Raw genomic sequence first — 17,354 nt, forward strand, 5'->3', positions numbered from 1 at the left:
CCATGGCACTCCGCACCCTCGAGGACCTCGGCGACCTCGCCGGCAAGCGTGTCGTCGTCCGTTGTGACCTCAACGTCCCGCTCAAGGACGGCGTGATCACGGACGACGGCCGCGTGCGCGCGTCGCTGACCACCCTGAACACCCTCATCAACGCCGGCGCCCGCGTCATCGTGATCTCCCACCTGGGCCGCCCCGACGGCGAGCCCAAGCCGGAGTTCTCGCTCGCGCCGGTGGCCCAGCGGCTCTCCGAGCTGCTCGGCAAAGAGGTCACGTTCGTCGGCGAGACCGTCGGCGACGAAGCGACCGCGGCCGCCGGGGAACTCGGGGACGGCGACGTCCTGCTGCTCGAGAACCTCCGGTTCAACCCGGAGGAGACCTCGAAGGACGCTGCCGTGCGCAGTGGCTTCGCGGACCGCATCGCCGCCCTCGGGGACGCCTTCGTGTCCGACGGCTTCGGTGTCGTGCACCGCAAGCAGGCCTCGGTGTACGAGCTCGCGTCCGCGCTGCCCAGTGCGGCGGGGTCGCTCATCGAGACCGAGCTCGGCGTGCTCGAACGCCTCACGACGACGCCGGAGCGGCCGTACACGGTCGTGCTCGGCGGGTCGAAGGTCAGCGACAAGCTCGGCGTCATCGACCACCTCCTGCCGCAGGTGGACACGCTCTGCATCGGAGGCGGCATGCTCTTCACGTTCCTCGCGGCCCAGGGCCACGGGGTGGCGAAGTCGCTGCTCGAGGCCGACCAGCTCGACGTCGTCCGCGAGTACCTCTCGCGGGCGAAGGAGCTCGGCGTGACGATCGACCTGCCGACGGACGTCGTCGTGGCGTCCGGGTTCGCGGCCGACGCCTCGCACGAGACCGTCGCGGCGGACGCGATCGAGTCGTCGTCCTTCGGGGCGGACGGCATCGGCCTCGACATCGGCCCGGAGACGGCAGCGCGGTTCGCTTCCGCGGTGTCCTCGTCGAAGACCGTGTTCTGGAACGGCCCGATGGGCGTGTTCGAGTTCCCGGCCTTCGCCGCCGGCACGAAGACCGTCGCCCAGGCACTGACCGAGGTCGACGGCCTCGGTGTGGTCGGCGGTGGCGACTCCGCCGCGGCCGTCCGGTCGCTCGGCTTCTCGGACGACCAGTTCGGGCACATCTCGACCGGTGGCGGTGCGAGCCTCGAGTTCCTCGAGGGCAAGTCGCTCCCCGGTCTCGAAGCACTGGGGTGGTCGCGATGACCCGGACGCCGCTCATCGCGGGCAACTGGAAGATGAACCTGGACCACCTCCAGGCCATCGCCACCGTGCAGAAGCTCGCGTGGACGCTGAAGGACGCACGCCACGACTTCGACGACGTCGAGGTCGCGGTCTTCCCGCCCTTCACCGACCTCCGCAGCGTGCAGACGCTCATCTCGGCCGACAAGCTCCCGATCCGCTTCGGCGCTCAGGACCTGTCCCAGTACGACTCGGGCGCCTACACGGGCGACGTGTCCGGGGCGTTCCTCGCCGCACTCGACGCGCAGTACGTCATCGTCGGACACTCCGAGCGGCGCACGCTGCACGCGGAGACCGACGAGGTCGTCGCCGCGAAGACCGCCGCGGCCGTCAAGCACGGTCTCGTGCCGGTGGTCTGCGTCGGCGAGACCGGTGAGCAGCGCGAGGAGCGCGGCGCCGGTGTCGTGCCGGTCGAGCAGCTGCAGGTCGTCCTCGACGCCGTGCAGCCCTCCGAGATCGTCGTGGCGTACGAGCCGGTCTGGGCGATCGGCTCCGGCCAGGCCGCGACCGCCGAGCAGGCGCAGGACGAATGCGCTGCGATCCGTCGCGGGATCGCTGCGGCCTGGGGCGACGAGGCAGCCGCGGCGACGCGGGTGCTCTACGGCGGCTCGGTGAAGTCGGGCAACATCGCCGGCTTCCTGCGCGAGCCCGACATCGACGGCGCGCTCGTCGGTGGCGCCTCCCTCGACGTGCAGGAGTTCGCGGCCATCGCGCGCTTCCGGCAGCACGTCGGACTCTGACCCACCGGACACAGGCCGGTCGCCATCGTGCGGCCGGCCTGTGCCACGCCCAGCCCGGGGACCTCGGCCGACCACCTGGCCGGTATACTCGGATGGCTGACTGACACGAAAGGTACGTCGTGGCGATTCTCTCCGTCGTGCTGCAGGTCCTGCTCGCGATAACGAGCCTCCTGCTCACGCTCCTCATCCTGCTGCACAAGGGTCGCGGTGGCGGCCTCTCCGACATGTTCGGCGGCGGCGTGACGAGCAACCTCGGGGCGTCCGGCGTCGCCGAGCGCAACCTCAACCGCATCACGGTGATCCTCGGTCTCCTCTGGATCGTGTCGATCATCGTGCTCGGTCTCATCAACAAGTTCACGGCGGGGAGCTGATCCATGGCATCCGGAGGCAGTGCAATCCGGGGTTCGCGCGTCGGCGCGGGCCCGATGGGGGAGCAGGACCGCGGGGTCCAGGCCGAGCGTGTGGCGATCTCGTACTGGGACGCCCTCGGCAACGAGGTCGTGCGGTACTTCGCCGCCGGCCTCCCCGATGACGAGATCCCCGAGACGGTGGACTCGCCGTCGACCGGGCTCCCGGCTGGTCGCGACAAGGAGAACCCTCCCGTGGTCTCCAAGACCGAGCCGTACAAGACGCACCTCGCGTACGTGAAGGAGCGCCGCACCGAAGAAGAGGCGGCGCAGCTCCTCGAGGACGCGTTGCAGCAGCTCCGGCAGCGTCGCGGCACGGCGAAGTAGTCGCACGAGACGTCCGAAGGCCCCCGTACCGTTCCGGTACGGGGGCCTTCGTGCGTGTGGGGGGGGGGCGTGCGGGGGCGGCGTCGAGTGGGCAGGACAAGCCGGAGGCGCCCCGTCGAGCGGGCGGAACGCGCCGCTCCGGCGCGCCGAGCGTGACGTATTCTGCCCGCTCGCGGGCGGGCGGACGGGCGGCAGGCGCCGGCCGGGCGGGCGGGCAGGCGGGCGCGCGGCGGCCGCACCCACGAACGGACGGGAGGCGCGGTGCCAGCCGGCACCGCGCCTCCCGTCCGTCAGGGACCCGCGTCTAGTACGTCGACGCGATGAGGTTCTCGGGGACGTCGCGAGCGGCGTCCTGGTCCACGAAGAACACGGTGCGCTTGCGCCCCTGCACGCCACCGACGGGGACCTCGTCGACCGAGGCACCCGCGAGCGCGAGCCCGAGGACCGAGGCCTTCTCGGCACCCGACAGGATGACCCAGACCCGCTGCGACGCGTTGATCGCCGGGTAGGTGAGGGTCAGGCGCTGCGGCGGCGGCTTGGGGGAGTCGTCCACCGGCAGCACGATGCGGTCGGTCACCGTGAGCTGCGGGAACTCCGGGAAGAGCGACGCGGTGTGACCGTCGGGTCCGACCCCGAGGAGCGTGATGTCGAACCGGGGCGCGATGGCGTCGTCCGGCGCGGCAGCGTGCAGCTCCTGCTCGTAGCGGGTCGCAGCGTCCTCGATCGAGATGCCAGCGTCCGACGCCGCGATCGGGTGGATGTTCGACTCCGGGATGTCGACGTGGTCGAAGAAGTCCGTCTGCGTGCCGGTGATGTTGCGATCGGCATCGCCTGCGGGCACCCAGCGCTCGTCGACCCACCACACGTGCACCTTCGACCAGTCGACGCTCTCACGCGCCGGCGACTGGCCGATCGCGGCGAGGACGAGGGACGACACGGAGCCACCGCTGATGGCGATGTCCGCGCGCTCCTGCTCGTCGAGCACGTCGATGATCTTCGTGATGAAGCGTGCGGCGACCGAAGCGCCGAGGGCCTGCTTGTCCGGGTGCACCAGCACCCGCCGTTCGTTGGTCACGTGACTCCCGTGTTCGTGGTGGTCGACCGGTCGTACGACCACCGTCGGTCCGACCGTCCGGGCCGGCCGCCGCTCGCGCTGGACGAACGACGGTCGGCCCGACCGGTCGTGTGGGGCTTGCTCAGCCGGCGATGGACTCGCGCAGCTGGGGGACCCCGTGCTTGACGACGTCTCCGAAGAGGACGTCCGGGTCGAGTCTACGGAGTTCCTCGGCCAGGCAGTCGCGCAGGTTGCGGCGCGGCAGCGACAGGTCGTGCGTCGGCTGCCCGGGCATCGAGAGCGTCGCGACGTCCACCAGGGACCGCTCGAGCTCGATGGTGCCGGACTCGCGCACGAGCTTCACGCCGTGGATGCCGCTCGACCCGGTCGCGCGCGGCGACGTGACGACGGCCACCGGCACCTCGAGCTGCAGCTGCAGCCAGGCGGCGAGCAGGATCGTCGACGGGCTGTCGTACGCCCCCGAGACCTCGACGGCGGTGATCGGCTCGTACGGCGGCTGGTCGAGCGCCGCAGCGAGCTGGTTCCGCCACAGGGTCAGTCGGGTCCACGCGAAGTCGGTGTCGCCCGGCACGTACGAGGCACCGAGGGCCTCGATCGCACCGTTCGGGTCCTTCTGCGCGGCCGCGTCGGTGATCCGTCGCTGGGCGATGCGACCCAGGGCCGAGGCCGAGGGCTGCTCCGGGGCGGTCTGCGGCCACCAGGCCACGACGGGTGCGTCCGGCAGCAGGAGGCCGGTGACCAGGCTCTCCTCGTCGGTCGCGGTCTCGCCGTAGGCACGGAGGACGATGACCTCGCTCGCACCCGCGTCGCTGCCGACGCGGATCTGCGCGTCGAGGCGACCCGGCGACTTCGTGTCGCCGTCGTTCTTCGACACGATGATGACGCGCATCGGGTGCTCGCGGGACGCCTCGTTCGCGGCCTCGATCGCCTCTTCCTCGTGCCCGAGGGCCGTCGAGATGATGAGGGTCAGGACGCGACCGAGGGCCACGGCGCCGCCCTCTTCGCGGATGTGGACGAGCTTCTTCTGGATCTTCGAGACCGTGGTGTTCGGCAGGTCGATCTTCATGGACGCCTCCAGGTCCGGCCGTCGCGGGCGAGCAGGGCGTCGGCGGATGCCGGGCCCCACGTGCCGGGACGGTACTGCTCGGGCTGGCCCTGCGTGGCCCAGAACTCCTCGATCGGGTCGAGGATCTTCCACGACAGTTCCACCTCTTGGTGACGGGGGAACAGGGGCGGGTCACCGAGGAGCACGTCGAGGATGAGTCGTTCGTACGCTTCGGGCGAGGCCTCGGTGAACGCGTGGCCGTAGCCGAAGTCCATCGTCACGTCGCGCACCTGCGTGCCGACGCCGGGGACCTTCGAGCCGAAGCGGAGCGTGACGCCCTCGTCCGGCTGCACACGGATGACGAGCGCGTTCTGGCCGAGGGGCGACTGCGAGTTGCCGTAGACGTCCTCGGGGACACGCTTGAACACGATCGCGATCTCGGTCACGCGGCGACCGAGACGCTTGCCGGCGCGGAGGTAGAACGGGACGCCCTGCCAGCGACGGGTCGCGATGTCGAGCTTGATCGCCGCGTAGGTCTCGGTGCCGGACTCGGGGTCCATGCCGGCTTCCTCGAGGAAGCCGAGCACCTTCTCGCCGCCCTGCCAACCGCCGGCGTACTGCCCGCGGGCCGTGGCGGTCGAGAGGTCCTCGGGCAGGCGCACCGCGGAGAGGACCTTCTCCTTCTCGGCGCGGAGGTCCGCCGCCTTGAACGAGACCGGCTCCTCCATCGCGGTGAGCGCGAGGAGCTGCAGGAGGTGGTTCTGGATGACGTCGCGCGCCGCACCGATGCCGTCGTAGTACGCGGCACGTCCGGCGACGCCGATGTCCTCGGCCATCGTGATCTGCACGTGGTCCACGTAGTTCGAGTTCCAGATGGGTTCGTACATCTGGTTCGCGAACCGCAGCGTCAGGAGGTTCTGGACGGTCTCCTTGCCGAGGTAGTGGTCGATGCGGAACACGTCGTCCGGAGCGAAGACGCTCTCGACGATCGCGTTCAGCTCGCGCGCCGTGCGGAGATCGGAGCCGAAGGGCTTCTCGACGACCACGCGGCTCCACGAGTCCTCGCGCTTCTCGGTCAGCCCGGACAGCTTGAGCTGCTCGGTGACCACGGGGAACATCTTCGGCGGGATGGACAGGTAGAACGCGTGGTTGCCGAGCGTCCCGCGCTCCGCGTCCAGGGTGTCGACGGTCCGCTTGAGCTCGCGGAACGCCTCGGGGTCGTCGAACGATCCCTGGACGAACCGGATGCCCTGTTCGAGCTGACGCCAGACGTCCTCGTCGAACGGGGTGCGCGAGTGCTCCTGGACCGCGTCGTGGACGAGCTGGGAGAAGTCTTGGTCCTCCCAGTCACGTCGAGCGAACCCGACGAGGGCGAACCCCGGGGGCAGGAGCCCTCGGTTCGCCAGGTCGTAGACCGCGGGCATCAGCTTCTTGCGGGACAGGTCGCCCGTCACGCCGAAGATGATGAGGGTGCTGGGTCCCGCGATCCGGTTCAGTCGACGATCCGTCGGCAGCCGGAGCGGGTTGTGCTCCGGGGTGATTGCCACCGGTGACATGAGTCGGTGAACTCCTTCGAGAGTCAGAGGGTGACGGCGGCCGTCAGCGCTGCGGTGGCAGCTGCGACGTCCGTCGTCGTGAGGGTCAGGACCGGGCGGCCGTGCTGCGCGAGGACACTCGCGTCGCCGGAGGCCTGGGCCTGGATGAGCTGGCCGAACGTGAACGGACGACCGGGGATGGCCAGGTCGTCGGGCTCGTCGGCCACGATCTGCAGGAACACGCCGTTCGCCGGGCCGCCCTTGTGGTACTGGCCGGTCGAGTGCAGGAAGCGCGGTCCGTAGCCGAACGTGACGGGTCGGCCGGTGCGCGCCGCGAAGGCGTCGCGCAGCGATTCGAGGTCCGGGTGCGCGGTGCGGTCCACGTACGCCTGCACGGCCAGGTAGTCGGTGGGGCCGACGTGGTCCAGGAGGCGCGACACGGCTTCCGCGATCGTCGTCCCGACCGCCAGGCCCTCGGTCGCGTGGACGGCGGTGCCGTCCTCGGTGAAGGCCGGTTCGGTCGGTGCCGGGCGGTCGTCCAGGAGGGCGCGGGCCGCGGACTTGGCGGCCTCGACGTCGGGCTGGTCGAACGGGTCGATGCCGAGCAGGCGACCGGCGACGGCCACGGCGTACTCCCACACGAGGAGCTGGCCGCCGAGCGTGCCGGTGATCTCGACCTCGCCCTCGGCGACGTGGCGCTCGTCGTCGCGGGAGCCGACGAGTCGGATCACCTGCAGGTCGGGCAGTCCAGCGGTCACCTCGGGGGAGTCGACGTCGAGCACGACCGGCAGCAAGCCGCGGCCGTCCTTGCCGGTGGACTCCGCGATCAGCTGTTCCGCCCAGTCGCCGAACCCGACGATGTGGGTGCCGTCCGCGACGATGCCGATCGTGGAGCGGAGGGGCGCGGTGCCCCCGAGGACGGCGCCGAGCACGAGGCCCGGGTTCTCGTCGATGTCGACCGAGAGCAGCGCCGAGATGGCGTCGGCCTCGTCGAGGAGCTCCGCGATGTCGGCACCGGCGAGGCCGGACGGCACGAGGCCGAACGCGGTCAGTGCGGAGTAGCGGCCGCCGACGTTCGGGTCAGCGGTGAAGACGCGGTACCCGGCGTCCGTCGCGACGGCCTCGAGCGGGGAGCCCGGGTCGGTGACGACGACGATGCGCTTCGCCGGGTCGATGCCGGCGTCGCGGAAGGCCTGCTCGTAGACACGGCGCTGCGAGTCGGTCTCGAGGGTCGAACCCGACTTCGAGGACACGACGAGCACGGTGCGGTCCAGCTGGTGCTCCACGGCGGCGCGGACCTGCGCCGGGTCGGTGGAGTCGAGGACCGTGAGCGGCACGCCGGCGGTCCGGGTGATGACCTCGGGCGCGAGCGACGAGCCGCCCATGCCGGCGAGGACGACGTGGTCGACCCCCTCGGCGAGGAGTGACTCGCGCAGCGCCGCCACCTCGGCGACGAGCGGGCGGGAGACCGAGACGGCCTCTACCCAGCCGAGGCGCTTCGACGCCTCGGCCTCGGCGTCGGGACCCCAGAGCTCGGGGTCCTGGGCGGTGATGCCCGACGCCACCAGATCGGTGACGAGACGCGGGACCACCTGGTCGATGGCCCGCGCCGCGTCACCGCTGGCGGCGATGGAAACCGTCACTACTTGGCGCCCTCGAGTGCGTTCTTGACGGTGTCGACGAGCTCGCCCCACGAGACGTTGAACTTGTCGACGCCCTCCTTCTCGAGCAGCGCCACGACGTCGTCGTAGTCGATGCCCTGGGCGGCGAGCTGGTCGAGGACCTGCTGCGCGGCGTCGAACGACCCGGCGATGGCGTCGCCGTGGATCTCGCCGTGGTCGAACGTGGCGTCGAGCGTCTTGCCCGGCATGGTGTTGACGGTGCTCGGCGCGGCCAGCTCGGTCACGTAGAGCGTGTCGGGGAGCGACGGGTCCTTGACACCGGTCGAGGCCCAGAGCGGACGCTGGGTGTTCGCACCGGCCTCGAGCAGGCCGAGGGCGCGCTCGGAGGCGAACGCCTCGGTCCAGACCTGGTAGGCGAGCTGCGCGTTGGCGATGCCGGCCTTCGACTTGAGGGCCTTCGCCTCGTCCGTGCCGACGGCGTCGAGACGCTTGTCGATCTCGGAGTCGACGCGCGACACGAAGAAGGACGCGACCGAGTGGATCTTCGAGAGGTCGTGGCCGGCGGCCTTGGCCTTCTCGAGGCCACCGAGGTAGGCGTCGATGACGGCGCGGTAGCGCTCGAGCGAGAAGATCAGGGTGACGTTGACCGAGATGCCGGCGGCGATGACCTCGGTGATGGCCTCGAGGCCCTCGACCGTTGCCGGGATCTTGATGAGGACGTTCTCCTTGCCGACCTTGTCGAACAGGAACTTGGCCTGCTCGATGGTCTTCTGGGTCTCGTGCGCGAGGCCCGGCTCGACCTCGATCGACACGCGGCCGTCGAAGCCCTTGGTCGAGTCGTAGATCGGCTTGAAGACGTCGGACGCGTTGGCGACGTCCTGCGTGGTGATCTCGAAGATCGCGTCGGTGACCTCGGTGCCGGCGGCGGCCAGCTCCTTGACCTGTGCGTCGTAGCGCTCGCCCTTGGCGAGGGCCGAGGCGAAGATCGTCGGGTTCGTCGTGACGCCGACGACGTTCTTCTCGGCGATGAGGGACTCGAGCTTGCCGGTCTCGAGGAGCTCGCGGGACAGGTCGTCGAGCCAGATGCTCACGCCGACCGCGGAGAGCGCGGCGGTGGGGGTGTTCTCAGCCATGTGTTTCTCTTCTTTCCTTCATCGGCCTGGTGGCCTGGGTCTGGGGGACCGGGAGGCGCGTGGCGGGGCCGAGCCGCGCCTCCCGGAAGAAGGGCCGGATCCGGCGAACCGGACCCGGCCCTCGGGGGGTCAGGAAGCCGCGAGGGATTCCTTCGCGGCGGCCACGACGTGCTCCGTCGTGAAGCCGAACTCCTTGAACAGCGTCTGGTAGTCGGCCGAGGCACCGAAGTGCTCGATCGAGACGCTGCGGCCCTTGTCGCCGATGATGTCGCGCCAGCTCATGGCGATCCCGGCCTCGACCGAAACGCGCGCGGTGACGTTCTTCGGCAGCACCTGGTCCTGGTAGTTCTCGGACTGGGCGCGGAACCACTCGAGCGACGGGGCGCTCACGACGCGGGCGTTGATGCCCTCGCCCTTGAGCTGCTCACGTGCCTCGACGGCGATCTGGACCTCGGAACCGGTCGCGATGAGGATCACGTCGGGGGTGCCGTTCGGCGCCTCGGCCAGGATGTACGCGCCCTTGGCGACGTTCTTCGCCGAGGCGAAGACCTCACCGGAGGCGTCGCCCTCGCCACGCTCGAAGACGGGGAGGTTCTGACGGCTCAGCGCGATGCCGGCCGGGCGGTCCTTGTGCTTGAGCATCTCGAGCCAGGCGTAGGCGACCTCGTTGGCGTCGGCCGGGCGGACGACGTCCAGACCCGGGATCGCGCGGAGGGCGCTGAGCTGCTCGATCGGCTGGTGCGTCGGGCCGTCCTCACCGAGGGCGACGGAGTCGTGCGTCCAGACGTAGATCGCCGGTGCCTGCATGAGCGCGGCGAGACGGACCGCCGGACGCATGTAGTCGCTGAAGATGAGGAACGTGCCGCCGAAGGGGCGGGTGTTCCCGTGCAGGACGATGCCGGACAGGATCGAGCCCATCGCGTGCTCGCGGATGCCGAAGTGCAGCACGCGGCCGTACGGGTCGGTGCTCCACGCCTTGGTCGAGGCCTCGACCGGACCGAAGGACTTGGCGCCCTCGATCGTGGTCAGGTTCGACTCGGCGAGGTCGGCCGAGCCGCCCCAGAACTCGGGCATGAGCGGCGCGATGGCGTTGATGACCTTGCCGGAGGCGGCACGGGTCGAGACGGCCTTCTCGGTCGGGAAGACCGGGAGGGCTTCTTCGAGGCCCTCGGGGAGCTCGCCGGCGTTGATGCGGTCGAGGAGCGTCTTCTTCTCGGGGTTGGCCGCGGCCCACGCGTCGAAGGTCTTCTGCCACTCGGCGTGCTCCGCCTGGCCCTTGGCGACGGCACCGCGGGTGTACTCGAGCACCTCGGGGTCGACGTGGAAGGTCTGCTCGGGGTCGAAGCCGAGGACCTCCTTGAGGCCCTTGAGCTCCTCGCCACCGAGGGCGGAGCCGTGGATCTTCCCGGAGTTCTGCTTGGTCGGCGACGGCCAGCCGATGATCGTCTTGAGGACGATGAGCGACGGCTTGTCGGTGACGGCCTTGGCGGCCTCGACCGCGGCGAAGAGGGACTCGACGTCTTCCGAGTACTCGCCCGTCTTCTTCCAGTCGACGGTCTGGACGTGCCAGCCGAGCGCCTCGTAGCGGTCCGGGACGCTCTCCGAGAAGGAGATGTCGGTGTCGTCCTCGATCGAGATCTGGTTCGAGTCGTAGAAGACGACCAGGCGACCGAGCTGCTGGCGGCCGGCGAGGCTCGCGGCCTCGTTCGTGACGCCTTCCTGCATGTCGCCGTCACCGGCGATCACGTAGGTGAAGTGGTCGAACGGCGACTCGCCGTCGGCGGTCTCCGGGTCGAAGAGGCCGCGCTCGAAGCGCTGCGCGTAGCCGAAGCCCACGGCCGAGGCGAGGCCCTGACCGAGCGGGCCGGTGGTGATCTCGACGCCGTCGGTGTGGCCGTACTCCGGGTGACCCGGGGTCTTCGAGCCCCACTTGCGGAGGTGCTGGAGGTCCTCGAGCTCGAGGCCGTAGCCGTGCAGGTAGAACTGCACGTACTGGAGGATCGAGGCGTGACCGGCGGAGAGGATGAAGCGGTCGCGGCCGATCCAGGTGGAGTCGCTGGGGTCGCGACGCATCACCTTCTGGAAGAGCAGGTGGGCGACCGGCGCGAGGCTCATCGCGGTGCCGGGGTGACCGTTGCCGGCGGCCTCGACCGAATCGGCGGCGAGTACGCGGGCCGTGTCGACGGCCTTCCTGTCGATGGCGTCCCAGGTGAATTCAGCCACTTGGATGTTGACCCTTCTTGATGCGACATGTGCGAGGGCTCGTGCCATCGCACGGACATGATCGCCATCCCGGGGCCTTCGTCGGGTCGCCGTCTCGCGGCGGCCGACCGGCTCTTCGCGGCCGACGTCATCGGGGCACGCACTGCGGGAGGGCGACTCCAGCATAGTGACCATGCACTCAGAAGGGGTTCAGGTGACGCCGGTTGTTCACTCGTCGTCGCGGGGACCCGCCGTCGGCCGGGCGTGTCGGTGGGTGACTTCGGTCCGGATGGCGGGGCGGGGCATCATCGCGGCGCCTCCATCACGTAAACTGTCGGGGACCCGTGCGCATTCCGGGTCGACGCACGCCCCGACGACGACGGAGCCGTCCACCGAGCGTGTGAGCTGACGCGAACAGACTGAGGTTCCCTTGCCGACTGCCACCGTGACCCGGCCCGACACCGATCGACCCCGCTCGACGCTGTCGCGCAAGGTGCGTGCCTACGTCTCACTGACGAAGCCGCGGGTCATGGAGCTGCTGCTCGTCACGACGGCGCCGACGATGTTCCTCGCCGAGCGCGGGGTGCCGGACCTGTGGCTCGTCTTCTGGACGATGCTCGGTGGCGCGATGTCAGCCGGGTCGGCCTCGGCCTTCAACTGCTACATCGACCGTGACATCGACCGGCTCATGAAGCGCACGAGCACCCGGCCGCTGGTGACCGGTGAGCTCTCCGACCGTGAGGCACTCGTCTTCTCGTGGGTGCTCGGCGTCGCGTCGACCGCGGTCCTCGGGTTCCTGGTGAACTGGCTCGCGGCCGCCCTGAGCGTCATCGCGATCCTCATCTACGTCTTCGTCTACACGCTGTGGCTCAAGCGCCGCACCCCGCAGAACATCGTCTGGGGCGGTTCGGCCGGCTGCATGCCCGTGCTGATCGGCTGGGCGGGCGTCACCGGGTCGCTGACCTGGGCGCCGGTCATCCTCTTCATGGTGATCTTCCTCTGGACGCCGCCGCACTACTGGCCGCTGTCGATGAAGTACCGCGACGACTACGACGCCGCCGACGTACCGATGCTCGCGGTCGTCCGCGGTCGCACGGTGGTCGGTCTCCAGGTCGTCCTGTACGCGTGGGCGACGCTCGTCTGCTCACTGCTGCTCATCCCGGTCGCGCACATGGGGCCGCTCTACACGGTGGTCGCGCTGGCCGGTGGCATCTGGTTCGTCGTCGAGTCGCACCGGCTGTACTCGCGGGCGATCCAGCACGTGGAGCACGTGCAGCCGATGCGCGTCTTCCACAGCTCGATCACGTACCTGACGCTGCTGTTCATCGCCGTGGGCATCGACCCGCTGCTGCCGCAGGTCTTCACCTTCTAGCGCTGGGCGGGCGCGGCCGTCTCGGCTGTCTCGGCTGCGGACCCCGTGCGACATCGTCGCTGTCGTACGACAGCGACGATGTCGTTCGTTGCGGACGCGGGTTGTCGAACGCGCTGGCGCGCGACGCGGCCGTCGTCGTACGACGTCGGGGTGGTCGTTCCGGGTCCGCAGGAGGCACCGGGCGCGACCACCCACCGGCCTGGAGGCGCGTGGCGGACCCGCACCGCGCCTCCAGTCCCTCAGCCGATTGCGTTCCGCACGACGAACGACACCCCACGAGTCGATCGACTCGTGGGGTGTCGGGGACCGCGTGCGTTGCGCCGCGCGTCAGCCCGCGATCGGCTCGCGGACGGCCTGGCGACCGGCGGTGCCGCGCGTGGAGAGCGTCACGATCGTGGTGGCACCAACGAGCAGGCCCGCGAGGACCATGTGCGTCCCCACGAGACCGACCGGCAGCCCCGTGCGCGCCTGGGTGAGCCCGACGGCGATCTGGACGAACTCGACCACCAGGAGCAGCAGCGCCCACTTGCTCGACAGGCGCAGGCGGACCGCGCCGACCACGAGGACGAGGGTCAGGGCGAACAGCACGTAGGCGGGGATCGCGTGCAGGTGCTCCATCACGGCGGGGTCGAAGCCCGTGCGGTGCAGTCGTCCGCCGTCGACCGCCTCGTCGGCGCCGGCGTGCGGGCCGCTGCCCGTGGTGAGGATGCCGACGAGCACGGTGACGACGACCGCGGCGATGGTGCCGCGCACGACGCCCGTGTACCAGCCGGGGACGAGCCGCTCGGCGGTGCGCGGACCACGCATGGCGCGGTAGACGAGTGCGGCGGTGACCGCCGTGAGTGCGGCGGAGACGACGAAGTGCAGCCCGACGACGAACGGGTTGAGGTTGGTCCAGACGCTCATGCCGCCGATCACGGCCTGCACCGGGATCGCTGCGCCCTGGGCGAACGCGAGCCAGAACAGTTCGGGGCGCGTGCGGCGCATCCGGACGACGAGCAGGAACATGGCGATCGCGACGACGACGAGCACGAAGGTGAGCAGTCGGTTGCCGAACTCGATGACGCCGTGGATGCCCATCTCGGGCGTCGAGACGAGGGAGTCCGCCGTGCACTTCGGCCAGGTCGGGCACCCGAGACCCGATGCGGTGAGGCGGACGAGGCCGCCCGTGCCGATCAGGATCACCTCGACGACGAACGACGCCCAGGCGAGGACGACGACACGCTGGTCGACGACACGGGGGAGCGACCACCACCGCGCACGGCGGACGTCCTGGTCGACGGGGGATGCGACGCGAGTCACGAGCGTGGTGCCTTCCTGTTGTTCCGTGCAGCGAACCTGTAGGATTCGAGGGTTCAGCAGCAGTCAAGTCTAGGCAGGCGCCGGCTCCGAATGGTCCGAGATCGCCGTTCACACCCCGGACGTCGACACTCAGGGCTGTGTGGAACCATCGACGTTGCGAGGGAGCAACACCGTGTCCACCGTGCGCGCGACGAGCGTGTCGGGGGTCTGCGGTGGAATGGCGTCCAGACGCCACGGGTTGACACCCGAAGACGCTGCCGCGAGAAGGAAACGAGGAGACCATGTCCGACGTGCTCATCGACCGTCCCGAGCTCGAAGGGCTCGGCCAATACGAGTTCGGCTGGTCCGACTCCGACTCGGCCGGCGCCTCTGCTCGCCGCGGCATCTCGGAAGAGGTCGTGACCGACATCTCGAACCTCAAGTCCGAGCCCGAGTGGATGCTCAAGAACCGGCTCAAGGGCCTGCAGCTCTTCGGCCGCAAGCCGATGCCGACGTGGGGTGCCGACCTGACGGGCATCGACTTCGACAACATCAAGTACTTCGTCCGCTCCACCGAGAAGCAGGCGCAGTCGTGGGAAGACCTCCCCGAGGACATCCGCGCGACCTACGAGAAGCTCGGCATCCCCGAGGCCGAGCGCCAGCGCCTCGTCGCCGGCGTCGCCGCGCAGTACGAGTCCGAGGTCGTGTACCACCAGATCCGCGAGGACCTGGAACAGCAGGGTGTCATCTTCATGGACACCGACACGGCGCTGCGCGAGCACCCCGAGATCTTCGAGGAGTACTTCGGCACCGTGATCCCGGCCGGCGACAACAAGTTCGCCGCGCTGAACACGGCCGTGTGGTCCGGCGGCTCGTTCGTCTACGTCCCGAAGGGCGTCCACGTCGAGATCCCGCTGCAGGCCTACTTCCGGATCAACACCGAGAACATGGGCCAGTTCGAGCGGACGCTGATCATCGCGGACGAGGACTCCTACGTCCACTACATCGAGGGCTGCACCGCCCCGATCTACAAGTCGGACTCCCTGCACTCGGCCGTCGTCGAGATCATCGTGAAGAAGAACGCACGCGTGCGCTACACGACGATCCAGAACTGGTCGAACAACGTCTACAACCTCGTCACCAAGCGTGCGATCGCGCACGAGGGCGCCACGATGGAGTGGATCGACGGCAACATCGGCTCCAAGGTGACGATGAAGTACCCCTCGATCTACCTCGCGGGTGAGCACGCCAAGGGCGAGACGCTCTCCGTCGCCTTCGCCGGTCCCGGCCAGCACCAGGACGCCGGCGCGAAGATGATCCACATGGCGCCGTACACGACGTCCTCGATCGTCTCGAAGTCGATCGCCCGTGGCGGCGGTCGCGCGGGGTACCGCGGTGAGGTCCGGGTCGACCCGGCAGCCCACCACGCGGCGAACACCGTGCGGTGCGACGCGCTACTGGTGGACACCATCAGCCGGTCGGACACCTACCCGGCGATCGACATCCGCGTCGACGACGTCCAGCTCGGGCACGAGGCCACGGTCTCCCGCGTGAGCGAGGAGCAGCTGTTCTACCTCATGTCGCGCGGCATGCCCGAGGACGAGGCGATGGCGATGATCGTCCGCGGCTTCATCGAGCCGATCGCCCGCGAGCTCCCGATGGAGTACGCACTCGAACTCAACAAGCTCATCGAGATGAGCATGGAAGGATCCGTCGGCTAGATGTCCAGCACCACCCCTCCCCACATCGACCAGCCGATCGAGCCCGCGGCGACCACGCAGCACGGCGCCGGAGCACACTCCGACGGCGGCTGGGACGCGCCCGACAAGACGATCCCGGTGCAGACCCGCTCCGAGCGGTTCCAGTCCGGTGACGTCGACGCGTTCCCGACCGTCACCGGGCGAGAGGTGAACTGGAAGTTCGCGCCCCTCGCGAAGCTCCAGCCCCTGCTCGACGGTGGCCTCGACGGATCCGCCTACCCGTTCCTCGCCCGCCAGTCCGACGGCGCCGACGTCGAGTGGGCTCGCAGCGACGACCCCCGCGTCGGCACCGCCGGCCTGCCCGAGGACCGCGCCGCCGCAGCCGCCTGGACCGCTCGCGACGCGGTCCTGGCCGTCACGGTCAAGGCCACCGAGGCGCACGAGTTCATCACGATCACGCGTTCCGACTTCGGCACGCAGCCCCGCGCCGCGCACACGGTCATCACGGCCGAGGCGCACGCGCAGGGCATCGTCGTGCTCGACAACCGCGGCTCGGCGCTCCTCAGCGAGAACGTCGAGATCGTCGTCCGCGACGGCGCCCGCCTGACCGTCGTCAGCCTGCAGGACTGGGACGACGACGCGGTGCACGTGTCGACCCACTTCGCCGAGGTCGGCCGCGACGCCTTCCTCAAGCACGTCGTGGTCTCGCTCGGCGGCGACGTCATCCGGGTCAACCCCTCGACGCACCTCGGTGCGCAGGGTGCCGACACCGAGATGTACGGCGTGTACTTCGCCGACGCCGGTCAGTACATCGAGCAGCAGGTCTACGTGAACCACGACGCGCCCAACACGCGCGGCCGGGTCAACTACAAGGGCGCGCTGCAGGGTCAGGGCGCGCACACGGTCTGGATCGGCGACGTGCTCATCGGGCGTGCCGGCGACGGCACGGACTCGTACGAGCAGAACCGCAACCTCGTCCTCACCGACGGCACGCGTGCGGACAGCATCCCGAACCTCGAGATCGAGACGGGCAACATCGAGGGCGCCGGCCACGCGAGTGCGACCGGCCGCTTCGACGACGAGCAGCTGTTCTACCTGCAGTCCCGCGGCATCCCCGAGGAAGAGGCACGTCGTCTCGTCGTGCTCGGCTTCCTCGTCGAGGTCATCCAGAAGATCGGTGCGCCCGAGCTCGAGGAACGCCTCATCGCCGCGGTCGAGCAGGAGCTCGCCGAGGGGCGCTCGGTCATCGCCGAGGCCGCACCGGAGGCCTCCGCCTGATGTCGACGAAGGTCTGTGCCGAGGCGGACATCCAGGTGGACAGCCCGATGCGCGCCGTGGTCGACGGCACCGCGGTCGCCATCGTCAAGGACTCCGCCGGCACCGTGCACGCGATCGGCGACACCTGCACCCACGGGGACATCTCCCTGGCGGAGGGGTTCGTCGAGGGCGACACGCTCGAGTGCTGGGCCCACGGGTCCCGCTTCTCGCTGGCCACCGGCAAGCCGCAGAACTTCCCGGCGTACGAACCCGTCCCGGTCTTCCGAGTCGAGATCCGTGACGGCGAGGTCTACGTCGACGTGCACGACCCCGTCCCGGTCGACTGAGACCGCTCCGACCCGGCCGTCCCCGGCCTCCACTCACTTCCCGCGGCTGACGCCG

The 17,354-nt window shown here is 69.8% G+C and carries 15 protein-coding genes; 8 read left to right on the forward strand and 7 right to left on the reverse strand.

Annotated features, from left to right (window positions below):
• Positions 1-2 precede the first annotated feature (2 nt).
• The 4 genes from ACIPEP_RS12765 (at position 3) to ACIPEP_RS12780 (ending at position 2,730) form a co-directional block, all read left to right on the forward strand.
• Complete coding sequence (locus tag ACIPEP_RS12765) at positions 3-1,220, forward strand: phosphoglycerate kinase (protein WP_071296303.1); 1,218 nt, start codon at positions 3-5, stop codon at positions 1,218-1,220.
• A complete protein-coding gene (gene tpiA / locus ACIPEP_RS12770; protein ID WP_071296368.1) occupies positions 1,217-1,996 on the forward strand; it encodes a triose-phosphate isomerase in 780 nt (259 codons plus the stop codon). The genes ACIPEP_RS12765 and tpiA overlap by 4 nt, the downstream gene beginning before the upstream one ends.
• Positions 1,997-2,115: 119 nt before the next feature.
• Complete coding sequence (secG, locus tag ACIPEP_RS12775) at positions 2,116-2,367, forward strand: preprotein translocase subunit SecG (protein ID WP_056124375.1); 252 nt, start codon at positions 2,116-2,118, stop codon at positions 2,365-2,367.
• A gap of 3 nt (positions 2,368-2,370) precedes the next feature.
• Positions 2,371-2,730 carry an RNA polymerase-binding protein RbpA gene (locus ACIPEP_RS12780; protein WP_070416207.1) on the forward strand — a complete coding sequence of 120 codons (360 nt, stop codon included), beginning with the start codon at positions 2,371-2,373 and terminating at the stop codon, positions 2,728-2,730.
• Positions 2,731-3,034: 304 nt separating this feature from the next.
• Here ACIPEP_RS12780 and pgl read toward each other — a convergent pair whose 3' ends face one another.
• The 6 genes from pgl to tkt form a co-directional block, all read right to left on the reverse strand.
• Positions 3,035-3,805: a 6-phosphogluconolactonase gene (gene pgl, locus ACIPEP_RS12785; RefSeq protein ID WP_071296304.1), complete on the reverse strand. Its 771-nt coding sequence runs from the start codon at positions 3,803-3,805 to the stop codon at positions 3,035-3,037.
• 121 nt (positions 3,806-3,926) lie between these two features.
• Entirely contained in the window at positions 3,927-4,871 is a 945-nt protein-coding gene (locus ACIPEP_RS12790; protein WP_070416205.1) for a glucose-6-phosphate dehydrogenase assembly protein OpcA, read from the reverse strand.
• Entirely contained in the window at positions 4,868-6,406 is a 1,539-nt protein-coding gene (gene zwf / locus ACIPEP_RS12795) for a glucose-6-phosphate dehydrogenase (protein ID WP_071296305.1), read from the reverse strand. Before zwf ends, ACIPEP_RS12790 begins: the two co-directional genes overlap by 4 nt.
• 23 nt (positions 6,407-6,429) lie before the next feature.
• Positions 6,430-8,028 carry a glucose-6-phosphate isomerase gene (locus ACIPEP_RS12800; RefSeq protein ID WP_402717462.1) on the reverse strand — a complete coding sequence of 533 codons (1,599 nt, stop codon included), beginning with the start codon at positions 8,026-8,028 and terminating at the stop codon, positions 6,430-6,432.
• Complete coding sequence (gene tal / locus ACIPEP_RS12805) at positions 8,028-9,140, reverse strand: transaldolase (RefSeq protein WP_070416202.1); 1,113 nt, start codon at positions 9,138-9,140, stop codon at positions 8,028-8,030. The genes ACIPEP_RS12800 and tal overlap by 1 nt, the downstream gene beginning before the upstream one ends.
• A 129-nt stretch (positions 9,141-9,269) precedes the next feature.
• Positions 9,270-11,363: a transketolase gene (gene tkt / locus ACIPEP_RS12810; RefSeq protein WP_229087249.1), complete on the reverse strand. Its 2,094-nt coding sequence runs from the start codon at positions 11,361-11,363 to the stop codon at positions 9,270-9,272.
• Between the two features lie 424 nt (positions 11,364-11,787).
• Between tkt and ACIPEP_RS12815 the strand changes: the two genes are divergently transcribed.
• Complete coding sequence (locus ACIPEP_RS12815) at positions 11,788-12,714, forward strand: heme o synthase (RefSeq protein WP_070416200.1); 927 nt, start codon at positions 11,788-11,790, stop codon at positions 12,712-12,714.
• Positions 12,715-13,041: 327 nt separating this feature from the next.
• Here ACIPEP_RS12815 and ACIPEP_RS12820 read toward each other — a convergent pair whose 3' ends face one another.
• A complete protein-coding gene (locus ACIPEP_RS12820) occupies positions 13,042-14,016 on the reverse strand; it encodes a heme A synthase (RefSeq protein ID WP_402717463.1) in 975 nt (324 codons plus the stop codon).
• A 281-nt stretch (positions 14,017-14,297) separates the two neighbouring features.
• Here ACIPEP_RS12820 and sufB point away from each other — a divergent pair, with 281 nt between their 5' ends.
• The 3 genes from sufB to ACIPEP_RS12835 are packed head-to-tail and all read left to right on the forward strand — an operon-like array spanning position 14,298 to position 17,299.
• Positions 14,298-15,716, forward strand: coding sequence for a Fe-S cluster assembly protein SufB (gene sufB / locus ACIPEP_RS12825; protein ID WP_070419047.1), 1,419 nt, complete (start codon positions 14,298-14,300; stop codon positions 15,714-15,716).
• The gene (sufD, locus tag ACIPEP_RS12830) at positions 15,717-16,973 is read left to right on the forward strand and encodes a Fe-S cluster assembly protein SufD (RefSeq protein ID WP_402717464.1); all 1,257 of its coding nucleotides are present in this window, start codon (positions 15,717-15,719) and stop codon (positions 16,971-16,973) included.
• Positions 16,973-17,299 carry a non-heme iron oxygenase ferredoxin subunit gene (locus tag ACIPEP_RS12835; protein ID WP_092387058.1) on the forward strand — a complete coding sequence of 109 codons (327 nt, stop codon included), beginning with the start codon at positions 16,973-16,975 and terminating at the stop codon, positions 17,297-17,299. Before sufD ends, ACIPEP_RS12835 begins: the two co-directional genes overlap by 1 nt.
• Positions 17,300-17,354: the final 55 nt, after the last annotated feature.

The sequence above is a fragment of the Curtobacterium sp. NPDC087082 genome, assembly GCF_044745045.1.
Lineage (GTDB): Bacteria > Actinomycetota > Actinomycetes > Actinomycetales > Microbacteriaceae > Curtobacterium.

What these genes read in the sequence shown, in the direction of transcription:
- ACIPEP_RS12765 (WP_071296303.1), top strand. Translation starts at nt 3, where the DNA reads ATGGCACTCCGCACCCTCGAGGACCTCGGCGACCTCGCCGGCAAGCGT.
- tpiA (WP_071296368.1), top strand. Translation starts at nt 1,217, where the DNA reads ATGACCCGGACGCCGCTCATCGCGGGCAACTGGAAGATGAACCTGGAC.
- ACIPEP_RS12780 (WP_070416207.1), top strand. Translation starts at nt 2,371, where the DNA reads ATGGCATCCGGAGGCAGTGCAATCCGGGGTTCGCGCGTCGGCGCGGGC.
- ACIPEP_RS12790 (WP_070416205.1), bottom strand. Translation starts at nt 4,871, where the DNA reads ATGAAGATCGACCTGCCGAACACCACGGTCTCGAAGATCCAGAAGAAG.
- zwf (WP_071296305.1), bottom strand. Translation starts at nt 6,406, where the DNA reads ATGTCACCGGTGGCAATCACCCCGGAGCACAACCCGCTCCGGCTGCCG.
- tal (WP_070416202.1), bottom strand. Translation starts at nt 9,140, where the DNA reads ATGGCTGAGAACACCCCCACCGCCGCGCTCTCCGCGGTCGGCGTGAGC.
- sufB (WP_070419047.1), top strand. Translation starts at nt 14,298, where the DNA reads ATGTCCGACGTGCTCATCGACCGTCCCGAGCTCGAAGGGCTCGGCCAA.
- sufD (WP_402717464.1), top strand. Translation starts at nt 15,717, where the DNA reads ATGTCCAGCACCACCCCTCCCCACATCGACCAGCCGATCGAGCCCGCG.
- ACIPEP_RS12835 (WP_092387058.1), top strand. Translation starts at nt 16,973, where the DNA reads ATGTCGACGAAGGTCTGTGCCGAGGCGGACATCCAGGTGGACAGCCCG.